General features: G+C 60.4%; 19 protein-coding genes and 1 tRNA gene. 12 read left to right on the forward strand and 8 right to left on the reverse strand.

Annotated elements, in window-relative coordinates; translation table 11 throughout:
- The first annotated feature begins 21 nt into the window (after nt 1–21).
- From G6K99_RS11750 to sufA, 7 genes are all read left to right on the forward strand, one after another.
- The gene (locus tag G6K99_RS11750) at nt 22–1,188 is read left to right on the forward strand and encodes a cysteine desulfurase family protein (RefSeq protein ID WP_174196622.1); all 1,167 of its coding nucleotides are present in this window, start codon (nt 22–24) and stop codon (nt 1,186–1,188) included.
- A 147-nt stretch (nt 1,189–1,335) separates the two neighbouring features.
- Entirely contained in the window at nt 1,336–2,805 is a 1,470-nt protein-coding gene (gene sufB / locus G6K99_RS11755; protein ID WP_113110548.1) for a Fe-S cluster assembly protein SufB, read from the forward strand.
- 63 nt (nt 2,806–2,868) lie between these two features.
- The gene (gene sufC, locus G6K99_RS11760) at nt 2,869–3,624 is read left to right on the forward strand and encodes a Fe-S cluster assembly ATPase SufC (protein WP_174196623.1); all 756 of its coding nucleotides are present in this window, start codon (nt 2,869–2,871) and stop codon (nt 3,622–3,624) included.
- A gap of 20 nt (nt 3,625–3,644) precedes the next feature.
- Entirely contained in the window at nt 3,645–4,928 is a 1,284-nt protein-coding gene (gene sufD / locus G6K99_RS11765; RefSeq protein WP_174196624.1) for a Fe-S cluster assembly protein SufD, read from the forward strand.
- Between the two features lie 33 nt (nt 4,929–4,961).
- The gene (locus tag G6K99_RS11770) at nt 4,962–6,206 is read left to right on the forward strand and encodes a cysteine desulfurase (RefSeq protein ID WP_174196625.1); all 1,245 of its coding nucleotides are present in this window, start codon (nt 4,962–4,964) and stop codon (nt 6,204–6,206) included.
- A gap of 16 nt (nt 6,207–6,222) precedes the next feature.
- A complete protein-coding gene (locus tag G6K99_RS11775) occupies nt 6,223–6,597 on the forward strand; it encodes an SUF system Fe-S cluster assembly protein (RefSeq protein WP_062456735.1) in 375 nt (124 codons plus the stop codon).
- A gap of 104 nt (nt 6,598–6,701) precedes the next feature.
- On the forward strand, nt 6,702–7,094 hold the full coding sequence (sufA, locus tag G6K99_RS11780) for a Fe-S cluster assembly scaffold SufA (RefSeq protein ID WP_062580792.1): 393 nt from the start codon (nt 6,702–6,704) through the stop codon (nt 7,092–7,094).
- Nucleotides 7,095–7,151: 57 nt separating this feature from the next.
- Here sufA and G6K99_RS11785 read toward each other — a convergent pair whose 3' ends face one another.
- The 3 genes from G6K99_RS11785 to G6K99_RS11795 are packed head-to-tail and all read right to left on the reverse strand — an operon-like array spanning nt 7,152 to nt 10,361.
- A complete protein-coding gene (locus tag G6K99_RS11785; RefSeq protein ID WP_062456741.1) occupies nt 7,152–8,357 on the reverse strand; it encodes an ABC transporter permease in 1,206 nt (401 codons plus the stop codon).
- Complete coding sequence (locus tag G6K99_RS11790; RefSeq protein WP_174196626.1) at nt 8,338–9,075, reverse strand: ABC transporter ATP-binding protein; 738 nt, start codon at nt 9,073–9,075, stop codon at nt 8,338–8,340. Before G6K99_RS11790 ends, G6K99_RS11785 begins: the two co-directional genes overlap by 20 nt.
- Nucleotides 9,075–10,361 (reverse strand): efflux RND transporter periplasmic adaptor subunit, encoded by a 1,287-nt coding sequence (locus tag G6K99_RS11795; protein WP_062580786.1) that lies wholly within the window; start codon nt 10,359–10,361, stop codon nt 9,075–9,077. Before G6K99_RS11795 ends, G6K99_RS11790 begins: the two co-directional genes overlap by 1 nt.
- A 203-nt stretch (nt 10,362–10,564) precedes the next feature.
- Here G6K99_RS11795 and G6K99_RS11800 point away from each other — a divergent pair, with 203 nt between their 5' ends.
- Nucleotides 10,565–10,825: a DUF2171 domain-containing protein gene (locus G6K99_RS11800; RefSeq protein WP_062456750.1), complete on the forward strand. Its 261-nt coding sequence runs from the start codon at nt 10,565–10,567 to the stop codon at nt 10,823–10,825.
- Between the two features lie 67 nt (nt 10,826–10,892).
- Here the strand turns inward: G6K99_RS11800 and G6K99_RS11805 are convergent, their stop codons facing one another.
- Nucleotides 10,893–11,072, reverse strand: a complete 180-nt coding sequence (locus tag G6K99_RS11805) for a hypothetical protein (RefSeq protein WP_174196627.1) — start codon at nt 11,070–11,072, stop codon at nt 10,893–10,895.
- A gap of 77 nt (nt 11,073–11,149) precedes the next feature.
- The gene (locus G6K99_RS23425; protein ID WP_256413796.1) at nt 11,150–11,275 is read right to left on the reverse strand and encodes a hypothetical protein; all 126 of its coding nucleotides are present in this window, start codon (nt 11,273–11,275) and stop codon (nt 11,150–11,152) included.
- A gap of 237 nt (nt 11,276–11,512) precedes the next feature.
- Between G6K99_RS23425 and G6K99_RS11810 the strand changes: the two genes are divergently transcribed.
- Both G6K99_RS11810 and G6K99_RS11815 read left to right on the forward strand, forming a co-directional pair.
- A complete protein-coding gene (locus G6K99_RS11810; RefSeq protein ID WP_174196628.1) occupies nt 11,513–13,288 on the forward strand; it encodes a type I secretion system permease/ATPase in 1,776 nt (591 codons plus the stop codon).
- Between the two features lie 8 nt (nt 13,289–13,296).
- Nucleotides 13,297–14,592, forward strand: coding sequence for an HlyD family type I secretion periplasmic adaptor subunit (locus tag G6K99_RS11815; protein ID WP_062580782.1), 1,296 nt, complete (start codon nt 13,297–13,299; stop codon nt 14,590–14,592).
- Between the two features lie 31 nt (nt 14,593–14,623).
- Here G6K99_RS11815 and G6K99_RS11820 read toward each other — a convergent pair whose 3' ends face one another.
- Nucleotides 14,624–14,869, reverse strand: coding sequence for a DUF982 domain-containing protein (locus G6K99_RS11820; protein WP_062458038.1), 246 nt, complete (start codon nt 14,867–14,869; stop codon nt 14,624–14,626).
- A 100-nt stretch (nt 14,870–14,969) separates the two neighbouring features.
- Nucleotides 14,970–15,045: transfer RNA gene (locus G6K99_RS11825), tRNA-Lys, on the reverse strand.
- A 217-nt stretch (nt 15,046–15,262) separates the two neighbouring features.
- Here G6K99_RS11825 and G6K99_RS11830 point away from each other — a divergent pair.
- Nucleotides 15,263–16,015 carry a cytochrome c biogenesis CcdA family protein gene (locus G6K99_RS11830; RefSeq protein WP_062456760.1) on the forward strand — a complete coding sequence of 251 codons (753 nt, stop codon included), beginning with the start codon at nt 15,263–15,265 and terminating at the stop codon, nt 16,013–16,015.
- A gap of 43 nt (nt 16,016–16,058) precedes the next feature.
- The gene (locus G6K99_RS11835) at nt 16,059–17,021 is read left to right on the forward strand and encodes an AEC family transporter (RefSeq protein ID WP_174196629.1); all 963 of its coding nucleotides are present in this window, start codon (nt 16,059–16,061) and stop codon (nt 17,019–17,021) included.
- Here the strand turns inward: G6K99_RS11835 and G6K99_RS11840 are convergent.
- Entirely contained in the window at nt 16,998–18,200 is a 1,203-nt protein-coding gene (locus G6K99_RS11840) for a UbiH/UbiF family hydroxylase (protein WP_174196630.1), read from the reverse strand. The genes G6K99_RS11835 and G6K99_RS11840 overlap by 24 nt on opposite strands.
- Between the last annotated feature and the right edge of the window lie 129 nt (nt 18,201–18,329).

Here is an 18,329-nt window from a genome sequence, read left to right on the forward strand (position 1 = left end):
GGGACGGAATCTGATCAGGCAATGGCGTTGAACCGCACCTATCTCGACTGGAACGCGACCGCGCCTTTGAGCGCGCCGGCGCGTGCCGCGATGCTGGAGGCCCTTCAGCTTCCCGGCAACGCGTCGTCGGTGCATGGTGAGGGCCGGTTGTCTCGCGCGGCCGTCGACAAGGCGCGTCGCCAGGTTGCGGCCCTGGTCGGTGCAGATTCCGCGCATGTTACCTTTACCAGCGGTGCGACGGAGGCATCGAACCACGTTTTGACCCCTGACTACCGGATGGGCCGTTCGCCGGTCGCGATCGGCGCTCTTTACGTTTCGGCGATCGAGCATCCCGCGATCCGGGAAGGCGGAAGATTCGATCCTGCGCAGGTGATCGAGATACCGGTGACGCCCACAGGCATCGCGGATCTTTCGGCGCTGGAAACCCTGATGGCGGCGCATGACCATTCTCTTGGCCTTCCGATGGTTGGGCTGATGCTGGTCAATAACGAGACCGGCGTGATCCAGCCGGTGGCGGAGGCTGCGGAGATCGTCCACAGGCATCGCGGGCTTCTGGTCGTCGATGCGGTGCAGGCCGTCGGTCGTATCCCGGTCGATATCACCAGGCTTGATGCCGACTTCATGGTGATCTCGTCGCACAAGATCGGCGGACCGAAGGGCGTCGGCGCCCTGATTTCGCGCGGCGAAGTTCTGATGCCGAAGCCGCTGATCCGGGGTGGCGGGCAGGAGAAGGGTCACCGTTCGGGGACCGAGAATTTTCACGCGATCGTCGGCTTCGGCGCGGCGGCTGCGGCGATGAGCGAAGACCTCGATGATCGCAATGCCGGTATCGGCGCTTTGCGGGATCGGCTTGAGGGCGAGATGCGCAAGGCTGCTGCCGATGTGATGATCCATGGCGCGGACGTTCCCCGCGTTGGCAATACCTGCTTCTTCACCCTGCCGGGGCTGAAAGCGGAAACGGGTCAGATCGCTTTCGATATCGAGGGGATCGCGCTTTCGGCCGGTTCGGCCTGCTCTTCGGGCAAGGTCGGCGAGAGCCATGTGCTGACGGCGATGGGCCGGGATCCACAGCTGGGTGCCCTGCGCATCTCGCTCGGTCCCGACACGACAGACGAAGACATTACGCGTGCGGTTGCGGCTTTTGCCAAAATCGCATCCCGTCGCAAGGCACAAGGCGTTGCGGCGTAATAGCGCTCTAATTTGAGAGAGCGCAACTTTCTACTTGCCTAAAGGTGTGAAAACCGCCTTTTGGCGCCTACATACGGGAGGAACAGAACCTCCCGGAGACATGACAGAATTGCCGGAATTTGAGCCGGCAAGATTTGGAGAATGAACATGCCAGCTGTCCAGGAAACAATCGATCAGGTCCGTGGGATCGATATCGATCAGTACAAATACGGCTTCGAAACCATCATCGAAGTGGACAAGGCGCCCAAGGGCCTTTCGGAAGACATCATCCGCTTCATTTCCGCCAAGAAGCAGGAGCCCGAATGGATGCTGGAATGGCGTCTCGACGCCTACAAGCGCTGGCTGACGATGGAAGAGCCAACCTGGGCGCGCGTCGATTATCCCAAGATCGACTTCAACGATCTCTATTACTATGCCGCGCCGAAGACCACGTCCGGTCCGAAGTCGCTCGAGGAAGTCGATCCCGAGCTGCTGCGCGTTTATGAAAAGCTTGGCATTCCGCTGCGCGAGCAGGAAATCCTTGCGGGCGTCGACAAGCCGCGGGTTGCCGTCGATGCGGTGTTCGATTCCGTGTCTGTTGTCACGACCTTCAAGAAGGAACTTCAGAAGGCCGGCGTGATCTTCATGTCGATCTCGGAAGCCATTCGCGAGCATCCGGACCTGATCAAGCAGTATCTGGGCACGGTCGTATCGGCCACCGACAACTATTACGCCACGCTGAACGCTGCCGTGTTTACCGATGGCTCGTTCGTGTTCGTGCCGAAGGGCGTTCGCTGCCCGATGGAACTGTCCACCTACTTCCGTATCAACGAGAAGAACACCGGCCAGTTCGAACGCACGCTGATCATTGCCGAGGAAGGCGCTTACGTGTCCTACCTCGAAGGCTGCACGGCGCCGCAGCGTGACGAGAACCAGCTGCATGCCGCAGTGGTCGAACTTGTTGCTCTCGACGATGCCGAGATCAAGTATTCGACCGTTCAGAACTGGTACCCGGGCGATGCCCAGGGCAAGGGCGGTATCTACAACTTCGTGACCAAGCGTGGCGATTGCCGCGGCCACCGTTCGAAAATTTCCTGGACCCAGGTCGAGACAGGCTCAGCGATCACCTGGAAATACCCGTCCTGCATTCTGCGTGGTGACGATAGCCGCGGCGAGTTCTACTCGATCGCCGTGTCGAACGGTCACCAGCAGATCGATAGCGGCACCAAGATGATCCACCTCGGCAAAAACACGTCGAGCCGCATCATCTCGAAGGGGATTTCGGCAGGCGTCTCGCAGAACACCTATCGCGGTCAGGTCTCCATCCACCGCAAGGCTGAAAACGCCCGAAACTTTACCAACTGCGATTCGCTGCTGATCGGCGACAAGTGCGGCGCGCATACCGTGCCTTACATCGACGTGAAGAACTCGTCGGGCCAGATCGAGCACGAAGCGACGACCTCGAAGATTTCCGACGACCAGAAGTTCTACGTCATGCAGCGCGGCATTCCCGAAGAAGAAGCGATCGCCCTGATCGTCAACGGCTTCGTCAAGGATGTCATCCAGCAGCTGCCGATGGAATTTGCGGTCGAAGCGCAGAAGCTGATCGGGATTTCGCTCGAAGGCTCCGTCGGCTGATCGGCCTGTCATTTGAATAGCGCGCCTGGCGCGTCACTAAAGAGTATCCGGAAAGATAGACCTATGCTTGAGATCAAAAACCTGCATGCCCGCATTGCCGAAGACGGCACCGAAATCATCCGTGGCCTGAACCTAACCGTGAAGGCTGGCGAAGTTGCTGCAATCATGGGGCCGAACGGTTCCGGCAAGTCGACGCTGTCCTACATCCTGTCCGGACGTCCGGACTACGAAGTCACCGAGGGGGAAGTCCTTCTGAACGGTGAGAGCATTCTGGAGCTCGATCCGGCGGAGCGTGCCTCCAAGGGCATTTTCCTCGCCTTCCAGTATCCGGTCGAAATCCCGGGCGTCGCCACCATGCAGTTCCTCAAGGTGGCCATGAACGAGCAGCGCAAGGCGCGCGGCGAAGCCGAACTGACGACGCCGGACTTCATCCGTCGCGTCAAGGAAGCCGCTGCCGAGCTGAAGATCGACATGGACATGCTGAAGCGTCCGCTCAATGTCGGTTTTTCCGGCGGCGAGAAGAAGCGTGCAGAAATCCTGCAGATGGCGCTGCTCGAGCCATTGCTCTGCGTGCTGGATGAGACCGATTCCGGCCTCGACATCGATGCGCTCAAGATCGTGGCAGATGGCGTCAATGCGCTGAAGTCGCCGGATCGTGCGACGATCGTCATTACCCACTACCAGCGCCTGCTCGACTATATCGTGCCGGATACGGTTCACGTCCTCTACAAGGGCCAGATCATCCGCACTGGTGACAAGGCGCTGGCGCTCGAACTCGAGGCCAATGGCTACGCGGACATCATCGGCAAAGCAGCCTGAGACGCGGGAAGGAATTTGGCATGAACATGCAAATTAATCAGCCCGTCCGGCTGACGGCCGCCGAAACGGCGCTCGTCGAGGCTTTTGCGGCCCAGGTTGGCGAACTGCCGGGCAACGGTGCCGTCACGGGGACCCGCGACCGTCTTCTCGACGATCTGAAGCGGTTCGGCCTGCCGACGCGACGCATCGAGTCCTGGCACTACACGGATCTGAAGAACCTGCTGCGCTCTGTTCCAGAGCGTGTCGTCGGCGGTGTTTCGGTTCAACCGGTCGCGCCGCTGGTCGAAGGGGCAAAAGTCCTGTCGATCGTTCAGGGCGTAGCGGACAACCGCGCGACGATCGATGGCGTCGAGCTTTCGGTCTTTAGGGACCAACTCGCCGATGGTTCGGCCGTTGCTGGGCTTGCGGCGTTCGACAAGGACGACGCGATCGCTCGGATCAACGGCAGCTTCGTGCGGGACGGCTTTGCGCTTTCCGTACCGGCGGATGTTGCGGTCGAGCAGCCGATCGAGCTTCAGGCGGTCCACGGCGCCGGTCAGGTCCATACGCGGTTTCCGGCGGTGTTCGGAGCGCGGTCCAAGGCAACGATCATCGAGCGTCACTGCGCGGTGACTGATGATGCGGCACTCGTGTCGTCAATCAGTGACCTGACGCTGCAGGACGGCGCTGAGATCACCTGGATCATTCTCCAGACTCAAGGGGCTGACGACACCCATCTCGGTCAGATCCGCATATCGCTCGGTACAGATACCAAGCTGCGACTGTTTATCGTCAACGCCGGCGGCAAGCTGGTGCGCCAGGAGCTTCGCGTCGAGGTTCAGGGTGAGGGGTCGGAGTTCACGCTGCGCGCCGTCAACCTGCTCGGTGGCGATACCCATACGGACGTGACGATGGTACTCGGCCACAACGTTCCCCATACGAGCTCCACGGAAATCATCCGCAACGTCCTGTTCGACAAGGCGAGCGGTGTTTTCCAGGGCATGATCAAGGTTGCCCCGGACGCGCAGAAGACCGACGCGAAGATGGCGTGCAATACGCTTCTGATGTCCGACGACGCCGATTTTTCGGTGAAGCCGGAGCTGGAAATCTTTGCCGACGACGTGATCTGCGGCCATGGCGCCACGGTTTCCGATATCGACCGCAACCATCTCTTCTACCTGATGGCGCGCGGCGTTCCGGAAAACAGGGCCCGTGCCATGCTGGTCAACGCCTTCGTGGCGGAGATCGTCGAGGAACTGGAAGAAGAAAAGCTCGTGGAAGCGCTGGAAGGCGTCATCTCCGACTGGCTCGAAAAGCACGCCTGATTCTCAGGTGTGTCTCAGAAAATGAGGCATGACATGGACCAGATCACACCTGCGACAGCTTACGACGTCGAAGCGATCCGAAAGGATTTCCCGATCCTTTCGACCATGGTGCATGGCAACAAGCCGCTGGTCTATCTGGACAACGGGGCTTCTGCCCAGAAGCCGCAGGCCGTGATCGACGCGATCGCGCATTCCTACTCGAACGAGTATGCCAATGTGCATCGCGGGCTCCACTACCTGTCCAATGCGGCAACGGATGCCTATGAGGCGGCGCGCGAAAAGGTGCGCCGTTTCCTGAATGCCGGTTCCGTGGACGAAATCATCTTCACCAGCAACTCGACGGCGGCGATCAACACCGTCGCCTACGGTTACGGAATGCCGCATATCGGTGACGGCGACGAGATCGTCATCACCATCATGGAGCACCATTCCAACATCGTGCCATGGCACTTCCTTCGCGAACGCCAGGGTGCGAAGATCGTCTGGATCCCGGTCGATGACGACGGTGGCTTTCATCTCGATGACTTCGAGAAGGCGCTGACGGACAAGACCAAGCTGGTCGCCATCACACATATGTCGAATGCGCTCGGGACAGTCGTTCCGGTCAAGGACGTCTGCCGCATCGCCCACGAGCGCGGCATTCCCGTTCTCGTCGACGGCAGCCAGAGCGCCGTCCACATGCCGATCGATGTTCGCGATATCGACTGCGACTGGTTCGTGATGACCGGCCACAAGCTCTACGGTCCCTCGGGTATCGGCGTTCTCTACGGCAAGGCGGACCGTCTGAAAGAGATGCGGCCGTTCATGGGCGGTGGCGAGATGATCATTGACGTGGCCGAAGATTTCGTCACCTACAACGAGCCGCCGCACCGGTTTGAGGCCGGCACTCCGCCGATCGTTCAGGCGATCGGTCTCGGTCATGCGCTGGACTATATGGACAGGGTCGGCCGTGATGCGATTGCAAAGCACGAGGCGGATCTGACCGCCTATGCGACCCAACGGCTGAGTGCGATCAATTCGCTGCGGATCATCGGCAATGCGCCGGGCAAGGGCGGGATCTTCTCGTTCGAGCTTGCCGGCATTCATGCGCATGACATTTCTATGGTGATCGACCGGCGCGGTGTGGCGGTCAGAGCCGGCACCCATTGCGCCATGCCGCTCTTGAAACGCTTCGGCGTTACCTCCACATGCCGTGCATCCTTCGGCATGTACAATACCCGGGCCGAAGTGGATGCGTTGGCCGATGCACTCGACTACGCCCGCGATTTCTTTTCCTGAAGGACTTTTGAAGGCCATGGACGACCAGATACCGAAATGGGATGCCCGCGAGGGGATCATCCAGTCCGCCATTCCCGAGGACGAGGTGGCGCGGCTTTCCGACGACATCGTCGCGGCGTTGAAAACCGTCTATGATCCGGAAATCCCGGCCGACATCTTCGAACTCGGATTGATCTACAAGGTCGATATCGAGGACGACCGGATGGTGAAGATCATGATGACGCTGACAGCGCCCGGTTGCCCGGTTGCCGGGGAAATGCCGGGTTGGGTGGAAAATGCCGTCGGCGCCGTCGAAGGCGTGTCCGGCGTCGAGGTCGAGATGACATTCGATCCGCCATGGACGCCGGAGCGGATGTCCGAAGAGGCGCAGGTTGCTGTCGGGTGGTATTGATCGGTTAAGGCACCGGTACTAAGTTGGTAACACGAGACGTACTCTCGAAACATCAGGTCTAGAAACACCGGGCCTTGAACCCGGTCGTGGAAGGAAAGAATGCCATGGGCTTTGCTGTCATGACGATCACCGACGCTGCTGCACAGCGCGTCAACCAGATCACCTCGAACTCCGGTCCTGATGCGCTCGGCTTGCGCGTCGGTATCAAGAAGGGCGGTTGCGCCGGCATGGAGTACACGATCGATCTCGTGACTGTGCCCAATGCCAAGGACGACCTGATCGAGCGGGACGGCGCCAAGGTGTGGATCGAGCCCTCGGCCGTTCTTTACCTGCTCGGCACCCAGATGGATTTCGAGACGACCAAGATGCGATCCGGCTTCACCTTCGTGAACCCGAACCAGACATCGGCCTGCGGTTGCGGCGAATCGGTTGAACTGAAGCCTGCCGATCTGGCGGCGCTTGCCCAGCAGCGCACCACGCAATCTCCGGCTGCTTAAGGCGGTAATTTCGGATGTTGAAGAGAAAGGGCCGCGAGGCCCTTTTTTCATGCGCGTTTATTCGTGGCGTAGCGCCTCGATGGGGTTGAGCTGGGCCGCCCGTCGAGCCGGAAAGTAGCCGAAGATCATGCCGATTGCTGCCGAAAAGGCGAAGGCCATAAGGATGATCGTCGGGCTGGCCACGAACGGCACCTGGAGGAAGCTGACAACGCCGTAGGCGAGCGCAAGGCCTGTTATGATGCCGGTCACCCCGCCGAAGATCGACAGCATCACGGCCTCCACTAGGAACTGCCGGAGAACCTGGCTTTCGAGCGCGCCGATGGCCAGCCGGATGCCGATCTCGCGGGTGCGCTCGGTGACCGAGACCAGCATGATATTCATGATGCCGATACCGCCGACCAAGAGGCTGACGGCAGCAACGGCGCCGAGAAGGCCCGTCAGCAGGACCGTCGTGCCCGTCATCGCCGCCGCGATCTGCGACATGTCGTTGACGGAGAAGTCGTCATCGCGTCCGATCGCGATGCGCCGCCGCTCGCGCAAGAGGCCTTCGACGTCCGACTGGACCTTGGCGGTCGAGACGCCGTCCTGGGCAGAGATAACGATGCTGGAGATCGTCGTCGTTCCACCGATCCGGCGCTGGTGCAGTTTCAGCGGCATGATGACGGTATCGTCCTGGTCGTCGCCCATGCCGGACTGACCTTTGACCGCGAGAACGCCGACGACCGGGCAGGCGATGTTGCTGACCCGGATCAACTGTCCGACGGGATTGGCAGCGCCGAACAGCTGCTTGCGGACGGTCTCGCCGATGATGCAGGCGGCATGGCTGCCGCGATCCTCGTTCGGATTGAAATTGCGACCGAGCGCCATATCCCAATCCTGCACGATGAAATAGTCGTTGGTGGTGCCGACTGCGCTCGACGAATGGTTGGCGCCGCCGGCGATAACAGTGGCAGTTCCGCGGTTGATCGGGGCGACGCCCCGAAGGCCGGAGACCTGCTCCTTGATCGCCAGCACATCCTTGTCGTTGAAGCGCTTGGCTTCCGTGCTCGCGCGGCCCGGTCCCCACTGACCGGGGCGAATGAACAGCGTGTTGGTGCCGAGGCGGGAAAGTTCATCGCGCACCTTCGCAGTCGTACCATTGCCGATCGTCACCATGGCGATGACGGCCGCGACGCCGATCACAACGCCCAGCACCGTCAGGAAGGACCGCAGCAGATTGCGGCTGATTGCCCGCCAGGCGAGCTTAGCGGCTTCCAGCAGCATGGCTTGCCCTTTCGAGATTGGGTTCGTCGGAGACGAGATGACCGTCGGTAAAGCGCAACAGACGCGACCCGTAGGCTGCGATATCTTCCTCATGGGTGACCATGATGACGGTGATGCCGTTGTCGCGGTTGAGCCGGGTGATCAGCTCCATGATCTCCGTGCTGGTCTTCGTGTCGAGATTGCCGGTTGGTTCGTCGGCAAGAAGCACGGCCGGATCGGTGACGATCGCCCGTGCAATCGCGACACGCTGCTGCTGGCCGCCGGAGAGTTCCTGGGTGGTATGCCCTTCGCGCCCGGCGAGGCCGACCTGCGCCAGCGCCGCAGTTGCGCGCTCACGCCGCTCCTTGTGCGCCATGCCGCGATAGACGAGCGGCAGTTCCACGTTCTCGACGGCCGATGTGCGGGCGAGAAGATTGAACCCCTGGAACACGAAGCCCAGCATGTGGCGTCTCAGAAGCGTGCGCTGCTCCCGGCTGAAATCTGTCGTCGGCACGCCCTGAAACAGGAACTCGCCGGATGAGGGGATATCGAGCCCGCCGATGATGTTCATGGCAGTCGATTTGCCGGAACCGGAGGGTCCCATGATCGACACGAATTCCCCGGCCGATATGGCAAGGTCGATCTGGTCCAGCGCCCGGATCGTCGCTTCGCCGCGCCCGTAGAACTTCGAGACCTTGTCGAATGCGATGAGGGGGGCAGGCGTGACGGCGAGGTCCATCACTGCGCCCTTGCGACGGCATCCGTCACCAGTTCATCGCCGTCGCGGATTTCGCCTGATTTCAGAACCGTGAACTGGCCATCGGTCGGCCCGGTTTCGACCGGCACCCGCTGGGCTTCGCCGTTGCGCAGCACCCAGACGGCGCGGGTGTTATTCGCTGCCTGTTCGCCACGATTGCGGTTGCGGGGCGGGCGTGGTGGCGAGAACAGCCGGGAGAGGACATTGCCGCGCTGCCGTGCGGTGGCGGCCGGCGAGTAACGAAGCGCAGCGTTCGGGACAAGCAGCGCATCCTTGACCGACTGGACCGTGATGTCTGACGTGGCGGTCATGCCCGGCCGCAGCAGCAGATCGGCATTGTCGACGGTCAGGATCGCCTTATAGGTCACGACGTTGGACACGGTTTCGGAGGCGAACCGGACGGTTTCGATTGTGGCCGGAAAGCTCCGCTCCGGATAGGCGTCGACCGAGAAGCGCGCAGGCTGCCCGTCCTTGACCTGGCCGACATCCGCCTCGTCGACGGAGACCTGGAGTTCCATGCGCTTGAGGTCGCCGGCGATTGTGAAGAGGACCGGTGCATTGAGCGACGAGGCGACCGTTGCACCGGGATCGACTTCGCGGGTCAGCACGATCCCGTCGATCGGAGACACGATCGTCAGTTTGCCGAGGTTAACCTCGGCGAGCCTCAGGCTTGCTTCGGCAGACAGGATCGCGGCCTGATTGATGTCCTTCGTCGCAACCGCCGATTCGTAGGCATAGCGCGCCGCATCCAGATCCTGCTGGCTGGAAATGCGATTGGCGACGAGTGCCGTCAGGCGGTCGAATGAAATCTTCGCGGAAGCCGCTTCTGCCTCGGCCTTCAGGACGTTGGCCTTCGCAGACGCAAGTTGCGCGCGCGCGCTCTGCACATCCGCTTCCTGCTTGCTGGTGTCGAGTTCGAGCAGCACATCGCCGGCCTTGACCGCGCTGTTATAGGTCACGTTGACTTTTCGGACCGTGCCGGAAAGCTCGCTGGAGATGTCCACCTGATCGGTCGGCTGGACGGAGCCGGTGGCCGTGACAACCACCGCGAGGTCGCCGCGCTTGGCGGCCTGCGTCGTGTAATCGTATCGTGGGCCGCTGCTGCCGAAATAGGAGTAAGCCAGCAGGGCTGCGGCGGCGATGAGGATGAGGAGAGGCCAGACAAACCAACGTCCACGCTTTTTCCGCTTGCCCGAAGACGCAAGGATCGCGGCGAGATCAGGCGCATCCTGTTTACGGCTGGCTGGGGGAGTGGACTGGACGTTCAATGGCTATCCTCGATGCGGTGGAAATAGCGCGAGCCGTTCCGGTCTAGCGAGGGATCGCGTCGAAACCGCGGCTTTGCAACTCTGGAACGAGGCATTCGCATGAAAGCAGCCGGTGGCCAACTTAAATGTCGGTAATGTATCGGAGGCACTGCATCGAACTTCGCGGTTGTGCGTTATGGCTGAACACACAAAGGAGAACTCAGATGATCGATGTCGCCCTTATCAAGGAACATGCGGAAGTGATCGGTGCGGACGGCGTCCACATCGGAACGGTCGACCGCGTTGAAGGAAACCGTATCAAGCTGACCAAGAAGGATAGCGGTGAGGGGAGCCATAAAGGCCATCACCATTTCATTTCGCTTGAACTCGTTGCCGATGTCGAAGGCGACAAGGTTCGTCTCTCTGCAGATGGTGACGTCGCAGTGACGTTCGAAGAAGAAGACGGCGGAAAGCCGATCCACTGAAGCAATTCAGCATGCAAAAAGGCCGGCGTTTCTGACGCCGGCCTTTTTTGTTTACGCGTCAAAAATTTTAACGGGTTGGATGGGGGACCCCGAAGCGCTCGGGAAGAAAAGCCGTTTCAGTCGCGGCGCCACTCAAGCGAGCGGATTTCTCGTGCGCAACAGGCGTGCTTGGAATGCCAACAAGAATTACAAAGACGGCACCAACAGCAGCTGAACAACACACCAGCAGAATATTACGCATGGTCATGCTTGCACTTCCTCTCGTGATGCGATCGCTTGAGATCGCGATGATGTAAGCTGGTCCTTTTTCTCTTTGGGATGATCCTAGTTGGCAGCCGACAACTGGGTCGGAGACGCGAGTATTTCCGTATCGCCAAGCGAGTGATCAGAATACTTGAACACCAGAATACTGAGGACCGAACCGATAAGAGCGACGAAGACTATTCTCATGCTGAGACTCCTTTGCCCTCAGAACGGCGGTCCTGAAGTAAGGTTCCGTAAACCAATTCGTGATAGCCGCCGATTCAAGAACTTTGCGGATTGTTGATTGACAAATGGTTTGGCCCGGCACGTCCTTGGACGACAGCGGGGCACTTGTGCCGGAGCGATCTCTCTGCCGCGCGGCTTTATTGAACTTTAAACCCGTTACGGGTAATAGGTGTGATCCCTGCATCAGGATTGCGCATTATGGCCGAAACCGCTTCGGGATCCCCACGGCAAGCCTCCAAAGATCCGATGAGCGAAGCCATTGCGCGGAGCAGAACCGGTCTCGTTGCGGTCGCGGTCGCGAGCGGACTGGTCAACGTGCTCTATCTCACCAGCTCATTCTTCATGCTGCAGGTCTATGATCGCGTCATCCCGAGCCGCAGCATCCCGTCGCTGATCGCGCTCAGCTTGCTGGCATTGATGCTGTATCTATTTCAAGGCGCATTCGAGCTTACCCGCAGCCGCATGCTGACAAGGATTGCCGGCATCATCGATGATACGATGGGGTCGCGGGTTTTCAAGATGATGCTCAAGGCGCCGGTCAAGACGAAGGCGTCGATCGACGGTCTTTCGATCATGAAGGATTTCGACCAGGTCCGTTCGTTTGTCTCGAGCGCGGGGCCGCCGGCCTTTTTCGACCTGCCGTGGCTGCCGTTCTATGTCGCCATCTGTTTTCTGTTTCATCCGGTCATCGGCTATATGGCAGTCGGTGGGGCGCTCATCCTGATGGTGCTCACCTACCTCACCAACCGCAGCACGCAGGTTTCCGCCAAGAAAGTGCACGAACTGACCGGCCAGCGCAGCGCCTTTCTTTCGGCGGCACAACGCAATGCCGAAGTCATTGAGGCCATGGGCATGGCAAACGACTTCTCACGGCAATGGACTGCGACAAACGCCAACTATCGCAGCAGCTATCAGACCAATTCCGATACCTCGAACGGATACCTGTCCGTTACCAAGATTTTTCGCATCGCGCTGCAGTCGGCGGTCCTCGCCGTCGGCGCGGTGCTCGTCATCGAAAACCAGGCATCCGGCGGCATCATCATCGCGTCGTCCATCCTTACCTCCCGCGCGCTCGCCCCGGTCGAGCAGGCGATTGCAAACTGGCGCGGCTTCGTTTCGGCCCAGCAGGCCTGGAAACGGTTGCGGCATATGCTCAATGCTCTGCCGGAGGCCGATATGCCTCTGTCGCTGCCCGCACCGAAGCAAAGTCTGGCGGTGGAGAGCCTTTCGAGCGGCCCGGCCGGGCTGCAGAAACTGGTGATTTCCAATGTATCGTTTACGCTTCAGGCCGGCAGCGCTCTCGGCGTGATCGGACCGAGTGCATCCGGCAAATCATCGCTCGTGCGGGCTCTGACGGCCGTCTGGCCGATCTATCGCGGCAGTGTCAGGCGGGATGGCGCAGCGCTCGACCAGTGGAGCGACGAGGACCGTGGTCGCCATCTCGGATATCTTCCGCAGGAGATCGAACTTTTTGCGGGCAGCGTTTCGGACAACATTGCGCGGTTTCGTGAAAACCCTGATGCGGCCGATGTCATTGAGGCGGCAAAGGCTGCAGGCGTCCACGACCTCATCCTGCGCCTGCCGAACGGCTATGATACCGATATTGGCTTGAGCGGTTCCATGCTTTCGGCCGGTCAACGCCAACGCATCGGGCTTGCGCGTGCGTTGTTCGGCAAGCCGTTTCTGGTTGTTCTGGACGAGCCCAATTCCAATCTCGATTCGGAAGGCGAGGTCGCGCTGACGGACGCGATCATCGGCATCCGCAAACGCGGGGGCATCGTGATCGTGGTTGCGCACCGCCCGAGTGCGCTCGCGGCGGTGGATTTCGTGCTGATGATGAAGGACGGTGGTCTTGCGGCCTTTGGTCCCAAGGACGAGGTGCTCTCGAAGGTGCTTCGGCGCGAGAACCAGCCGAACGAGAGAAGTTCGCCGCTCAAGGTCGTCGGGGAAAGCCCGGAACAGATAAGGCAATAGGTCTCAAGATGACAACAGCCGAGCGTTCGCTGAAGCGCCATATCCTGCTCGTATCGACGTTGAGCGTGTTGCTCGTCGGCGGCATCGGCGGCTGGGCACTCAGCACGACATTGTCGAATGCGGTGGTGGCCGAAGGCAGTGTCGTGATCGAGGACAATGCCAAGAAGGTGCAGCACCTGACCGGCGGTATTGTCTCCGAGCTGCTCGTCAAGGAAGGGGCGCATGTCAAAGCGGGGGACGTCCTGCTGCGGCTGGATGGTACGTCGCTCAAATCCAATCTCGGCATTACCAACAGCACGCTGGCACAGCTTTACGCGCGGCGCGCGCGGTTGCAGGCGGAACGCCGCGGTGAGGAGAACTTCACGGTCAAAGAAGCCGAGGCCGCGGGTATCAATTCCCAGACGAACCGCATCCTGATCGAAGGCGAACAGCAGTTCTTCCTCAGCCGTCGCGCCTCGCTCGAGGGTATGAAGAAGCAGCTCGCCGAGCGGAAGAGCCAGCTGGCCGAAGAAATTGAGGGCGCCACACTGCAGATCAAGTCGATCGACGATTCGATCGTGCTGATTGATGAGGAACACACGGCTATCAGCTCGCTCTACGAAAAGCAGCTCGTGACGATGCAGCGTGTCAACACGCTGAAGCGCCAGCGCGCCGAGCTTGACGGCAATCGCGGACGGATGATCGCGACGCGGGCGCAGGCGCATGGCCGCATCAACGAGATCAACCTGCAGATCCTGCAGCTCGACGAAGACAGGCAGACGGAAAACGCGCGTGACCTGACCGATGTCGAGGCAAAGATCGCCGAATCAGAAGAACGCCGTATCGCCATACAGGACCAGCTCGACCGTCTGGACGTTCGCGCACCGCTCGACGGTTACATCTATCAGTTGGCGCTGCACACGGTGGGCGGCGTTGCCAATCCGGGCGAGGCGCTGATGCTTCTTTCGCCGGAGACGCGCAGCCTGACGGTCGAGGCGAAGGTCGCTTTGCGCAGCATCGACCAATTGAGCGTGGGACAAAGTGTCGACATCCGCTTCAGCGCTTTCGACCAGAAGACCACGCCTGAAGTCCAAGGCAAGATTTCGTCGATCTCGCCCGATTCGGTTGTCGATCAGCGTAGCGGCGCTGCCTCCTATATCGTGCGGATTGCGCCTGATGCAGGCGATATCGCGCGGTTACAGGGCCTGTCGCTCTATCCAGGAATGCCCGCGGAGGTGTTTATCAAGGTCGCCGACCGGTCGGTCATCTCCTATCTGACCAAGCCGATGATGGATCAGATCAACCACACGTTCCGTGACGAGTGAGCGGAAAGCGACCAATAGGCAGCTATTGGTCTCAGGCGCTGACGAGAACGCCGGCTTCCTCGGCAGCAGCGACGAAGGCCGCACGGGCGTCTTCCGGCTTGCGTTTTCCACCATCCACTTCGGCGCACACGATCAGCGCACGGTCGATCAGCGGACCGTCTTCGACAGGCCAGTCCTCGATCATCGCCCAGGCCGCAGCCTGGGTCGTTTCGACTGTCGTTTCGACAGGCGGCTCGCCAATCAGGACGACGACAGGTTTTGACCATGGGTTGTTCATCATCGGGGGAATTTCACATGATTTGATGCAGGTCGAAGACTACGGAACATCTGAAGTCCATCTTCGCCAGCGTCGAGTTTCACCACATTATCTGGATAAATGGTGAGAGCGCAGGGGTTCGAACCCTGGACCTACTGATTAAAAGTCAGTTGCTCTACCAGCTGAGCTACGCTCTCCCTAAAGACTGCCGAGGCATCCTTTGAAAGTGCGCGGAACATATGCAGGTCACTCTTTGCGGTCAACCCCGCTAGCTGTGCAAAATTGCGTTCCTAACGCTTTTCCCCGGCCGCTTCGCCTGCGCGCAAAAAGGTGACTGGCTTTCCGCGCGCGGCATGCTTAGGTGAAATCGATCCCACGGTCGGACAATGCCGATCAAAACCTGCGGACCAAAACGTGTCGATTGCTGATATCTCTCTTCTGAGTGCCTTGATTGCCGGCGCTCTATCGTTTCTTTCCCCGTGCGTCCTGCCGCTGGTGCCGCCCTACCTGTGCTACATGGCCGGGATTTCCGTCGACCAGTTTCGCGACGGGCATGCGGCCGTGTCGCGGTCAAAGGATACGCGCCGCGCGGTTCTTTTGGCCGCGTTCTTCTTCACCCTCGGCTTTGCGACCGTGTTCGTTGCGCTTGGCGCCGGTGCGTCGACGATCGGTGTTCTTCTCCGGCAGCATCTCGACCTGCTCTCCAAGATCGGCGGCGTGATCATCATCATCATGGGCCTGAATTTCCTCGGCGTGTTCCGCATTGGCCTGCTTGCGCGCGAGGCGCGGTTTCATGGCGGTGGACAGCCGGCGACGCTGTCTGGCGCCTACGTGATGGGGCTGGCTTTCGCGTTCGGCTGGACGCCGTGCATCGGTCCAGTTCTCGGCGCGATCCTCGGTGTTGCCGCGTCGCGCGATACGGTGGGCGAGGGCGCCATGCTTCTGGCGATCTATTCGCTCGGTCTCGCCGTGCCGTTCTGGATCGCTGCCGGGTTCTCCGGTGCCTTCATGCGGTTCCTCACCCGCTTTCGACGGCATCTCGGTCACGTCGAGAAGGCGATGGGCGTGTTGCTGATCCTGACGGGTCTTGCTTTCATCTTCGGTTTCGTGACGTCAGCCGCGATCTGGTTCCAACAGACCTTTCCAATCCTGATGCAAATCGGCTAACGGAACGACCTCAAGGACAACCGCGGTAAGGATTAAAGGCGGCATGGGCGACATTATCGGCTTGCTGCTACCGTTTTTCGGACTGATCCTGATCGGCTACGTGGCCGCAAAGGTCACCAAACAACCTGCCGAGGCGCTTGGATGGATGAACACGTTCATCATCTATGCGGCACTTCCTGCGCTGTTCTTCAAGCTCGTCTCGCGCACGCCGATGGAGCAACTGGCGCGGGTCGACTTCATTCTTGGCGAGATCTTCGCGACCTATCTGATCTTCACGGTCGTGTTCCTGATCGGGTTCCTGATCCGCAAGACGTCATTCGAGGACTGCACGATCCAGGCGTTTGCCGGCGCTTACGGCAACATCGGGTATATGGGGCCGGGGCTTGCACTGCTCGCTTTCGGCGAAGCTGCGGCCGTTCCGGTGGCGCTGATCGTGTGTTTCGAGAACGCCGCCCATTTCATCGTGGCACCCGCCATGATGGCGGCAGCCGGCGGCGACGGTCGATCACCGCTGGCGGTGGCGGGCGATATCGCCCGCAAGGTTCTGCTGCACCCGTTCATCATCTCGACAGCTGTCGGCTTTGCATTCGCCGCGATGGCGTGGCAGCCGGCCGAACCGGTACAGCGGCTTATCGATTATCTGGCGCAAGCGGCGGCGCCCTGCGCGCTCTTTGCAATGGGGGTGACGCTGGCGTTGAGGCCGGTGCGGCGTGTTCCGGTCGAGATCGGCTATATCGCCGTCTTCAAGCTGATCATACTGCCACTGACGACGTTTTCGGTCCTGTCGCTGATCGGTGGTTTCGAACCGGTTTGGATCTACTCGGCGACGCTGCTGTCAGCCCTGCCGACAGCCACCAATGTCTTCGTCATCAGCCAGCAATATGGCGTCTGGCAGGAGCGCGCGTCGGCGAGCATCCTGATTATCACGCTGGCGTCTGTCTTCACCCTGCCAGCGATCCTTTATCTCATCCATTCCGGTTTTCTATCTGCGGGCTTGCTTCCTTAGGCCAGAAAAAATTTCGCGCAGTCCGCGGCCCGGTTCGATCCCCTCCCGCATCATCAGATTGCGTAACGGCGGGGCGTTTTTCAAGACCTGCAGACCGCCCGCCCGCAGCATCTGGACGGGCAAGAAGTCCGACAGAAGTGAGCGGTTGAGGAGATCGACACCGAAGGTGCGGGTCATGATATCGGGGCGGCGGCTCCGGTTGAAACGATCGCCGATATCCGCGCCAATCGGTCTGTCCGGTTCGTCCGTCACCAGATCACTCAGCGTGATGATATCACGCAGCGAGAGGTTGAGGCCCTGAGCGCCGATCGGGGGGAAGGCATGCGCGGCTTCGCCGACAAGTGCGACACGACCCTTGCCGAACCGGTCTGCCATCAGGCTCGAAAGCGGCCAGGCCTGCGGGGCGGCTTCGACGGTCACCTTTCCAAGCATCGACTGCATGCGGTCTTCGACGAGCTGCGACAGCTGGTCGAGATCGGTCGCCATCAACCGCTCGGCTTCTTCGGGCCTCACAACCCAGACGAGGCTGGAGCGGGAACCGGGTAGGGGAACCTGCGTGAACGGTCCGGTTTCGGTATGGAATTCCGTCGAAACGTTGTGATGCGGCACCGTATGGGCAAAGTTCATCACCAGGGCGGACTGCGGGTAGGACCAGCGGCGGACACCTATCCTGGCGGCCTCGCGCGTGCTCGACTTGCGCCCGTCCGATCCAATGACCAGATCGACCGCCATAGCTGATCCGTCCGACAAGGTAAGGCGAGCGCGATCGCCGTCGAGGTCGAAGGCTTCGACCTGATGCGTGAACCGGGTGACGTTCGGTTCCAGGTCGATCGCCTTTTCCAGTGCCGGCGACAGAGCGTTGTTGGGAATGTTGTAGCCGAACGCGTAAAGGCCGACATCCTGCGCGCGAAACTGGGTGGTGGGCGCGCGCAGCAGACGCGTCGTGCCGTCAATGATCTGCATGATAGACAGCGGTGCTGCCGAGGGTGCGATGATATCCCACAGGCCCAGACGATCCAGCAGGCGGATGGATTGGTCCATCAGCGCGGTCGTGCGTCCATCGTCTCGCTCAGGTGTCGGCGAAATGAGCGCCACCTTGCGACCGGCCCGTCCAAAAGCCAGCGCTGCTACCGATCCTGTCAGGCCGCCACCGACGACGCCAATTTCGAACTCGTGCATCTGTCACCTCCGGAGCCACTCGCTCTCTTTGTTATTTATAGACTGCTGTGCGTAATTCCAGCGGTAACGGCGTCAGATTCGCCATGCTTTGCTTCTGCGCGATCGAGAGGAATCCGGGTTTTCCCGGTC

The organism is Neorhizobium sp. AL 9.2.2 (assembly GCF_013317225.1).
Classification (GTDB): domain Bacteria; phylum Pseudomonadota; class Alphaproteobacteria; order Rhizobiales; family Rhizobiaceae; genus Neorhizobium; species Neorhizobium soli.

Bases quoted from the DNA above. Each gene is read 5' to 3' on its own strand.
- sufC (WP_174196623.1), top strand. From the start codon at position 2,869: ATGCTTGAGATCAAAAACCTGCATGCCCGCATTGCCGAAGACGGCACC.
- sufA (WP_062580792.1), top strand. From the start codon at position 6,702: ATGGGCTTTGCTGTCATGACGATCACCGACGCTGCTGCACAGCGCGTC.
- G6K99_RS11805 (WP_174196627.1), bottom strand. From the start codon at position 11,072: ATGACCATGCGTAATATTCTGCTGGTGTGTTGTTCAGCTGCTGTTGGT.
- G6K99_RS11790 (WP_174196626.1), bottom strand. From the start codon at position 9,075: ATGGACCTCGCCGTCACGCCTGCCCCCCTCATCGCATTCGACAAGGTC.
- G6K99_RS11840 (WP_174196630.1), bottom strand. From the start codon at position 18,200: ATGCACGAGTTCGAAATTGGCGTCGTCGGTGGCGGCCTGACAGGATCG.
- sufD (WP_174196624.1), top strand. From the start codon at position 3,645: ATGAACATGCAAATTAATCAGCCCGTCCGGCTGACGGCCGCCGAAACG.
- G6K99_RS11815 (WP_062580782.1), top strand. From the start codon at position 13,297: ATGACAACAGCCGAGCGTTCGCTGAAGCGCCATATCCTGCTCGTATCG.
- G6K99_RS11770 (WP_174196625.1), top strand. From the start codon at position 4,962: ATGGACCAGATCACACCTGCGACAGCTTACGACGTCGAAGCGATCCGA.
- G6K99_RS11775 (WP_062456735.1), top strand. From the start codon at position 6,223: ATGGACGACCAGATACCGAAATGGGATGCCCGCGAGGGGATCATCCAG.
- G6K99_RS23425 (WP_256413796.1), bottom strand. From the start codon at position 11,275: ATGAGAATAGTCTTCGTCGCTCTTATCGGTTCGGTCCTCAGTATTCTG.
- G6K99_RS11810 (WP_174196628.1), top strand. From the start codon at position 11,513: ATGGCCGAAACCGCTTCGGGATCCCCACGGCAAGCCTCCAAAGATCCG.
- G6K99_RS11785 (WP_062456741.1), bottom strand. From the start codon at position 8,357: ATGCTGCTGGAAGCCGCTAAGCTCGCCTGGCGGGCAATCAGCCGCAAT.
- G6K99_RS11820 (WP_062458038.1), bottom strand. From the start codon at position 14,869: ATGAACAACCCATGGTCAAAACCTGTCGTCGTCCTGATTGGCGAGCCG.
- G6K99_RS11800 (WP_062456750.1), top strand. From the start codon at position 10,565: ATGATCGATGTCGCCCTTATCAAGGAACATGCGGAAGTGATCGGTGCG.
- sufB (WP_113110548.1), top strand. From the start codon at position 1,336: ATGCCAGCTGTCCAGGAAACAATCGATCAGGTCCGTGGGATCGATATC.
- G6K99_RS11835 (WP_174196629.1), top strand. From the start codon at position 16,059: ATGGGCGACATTATCGGCTTGCTGCTACCGTTTTTCGGACTGATCCTG.
- G6K99_RS11750 (WP_174196622.1), top strand. From the start codon at position 22: ATGGCGTTGAACCGCACCTATCTCGACTGGAACGCGACCGCGCCTTTG.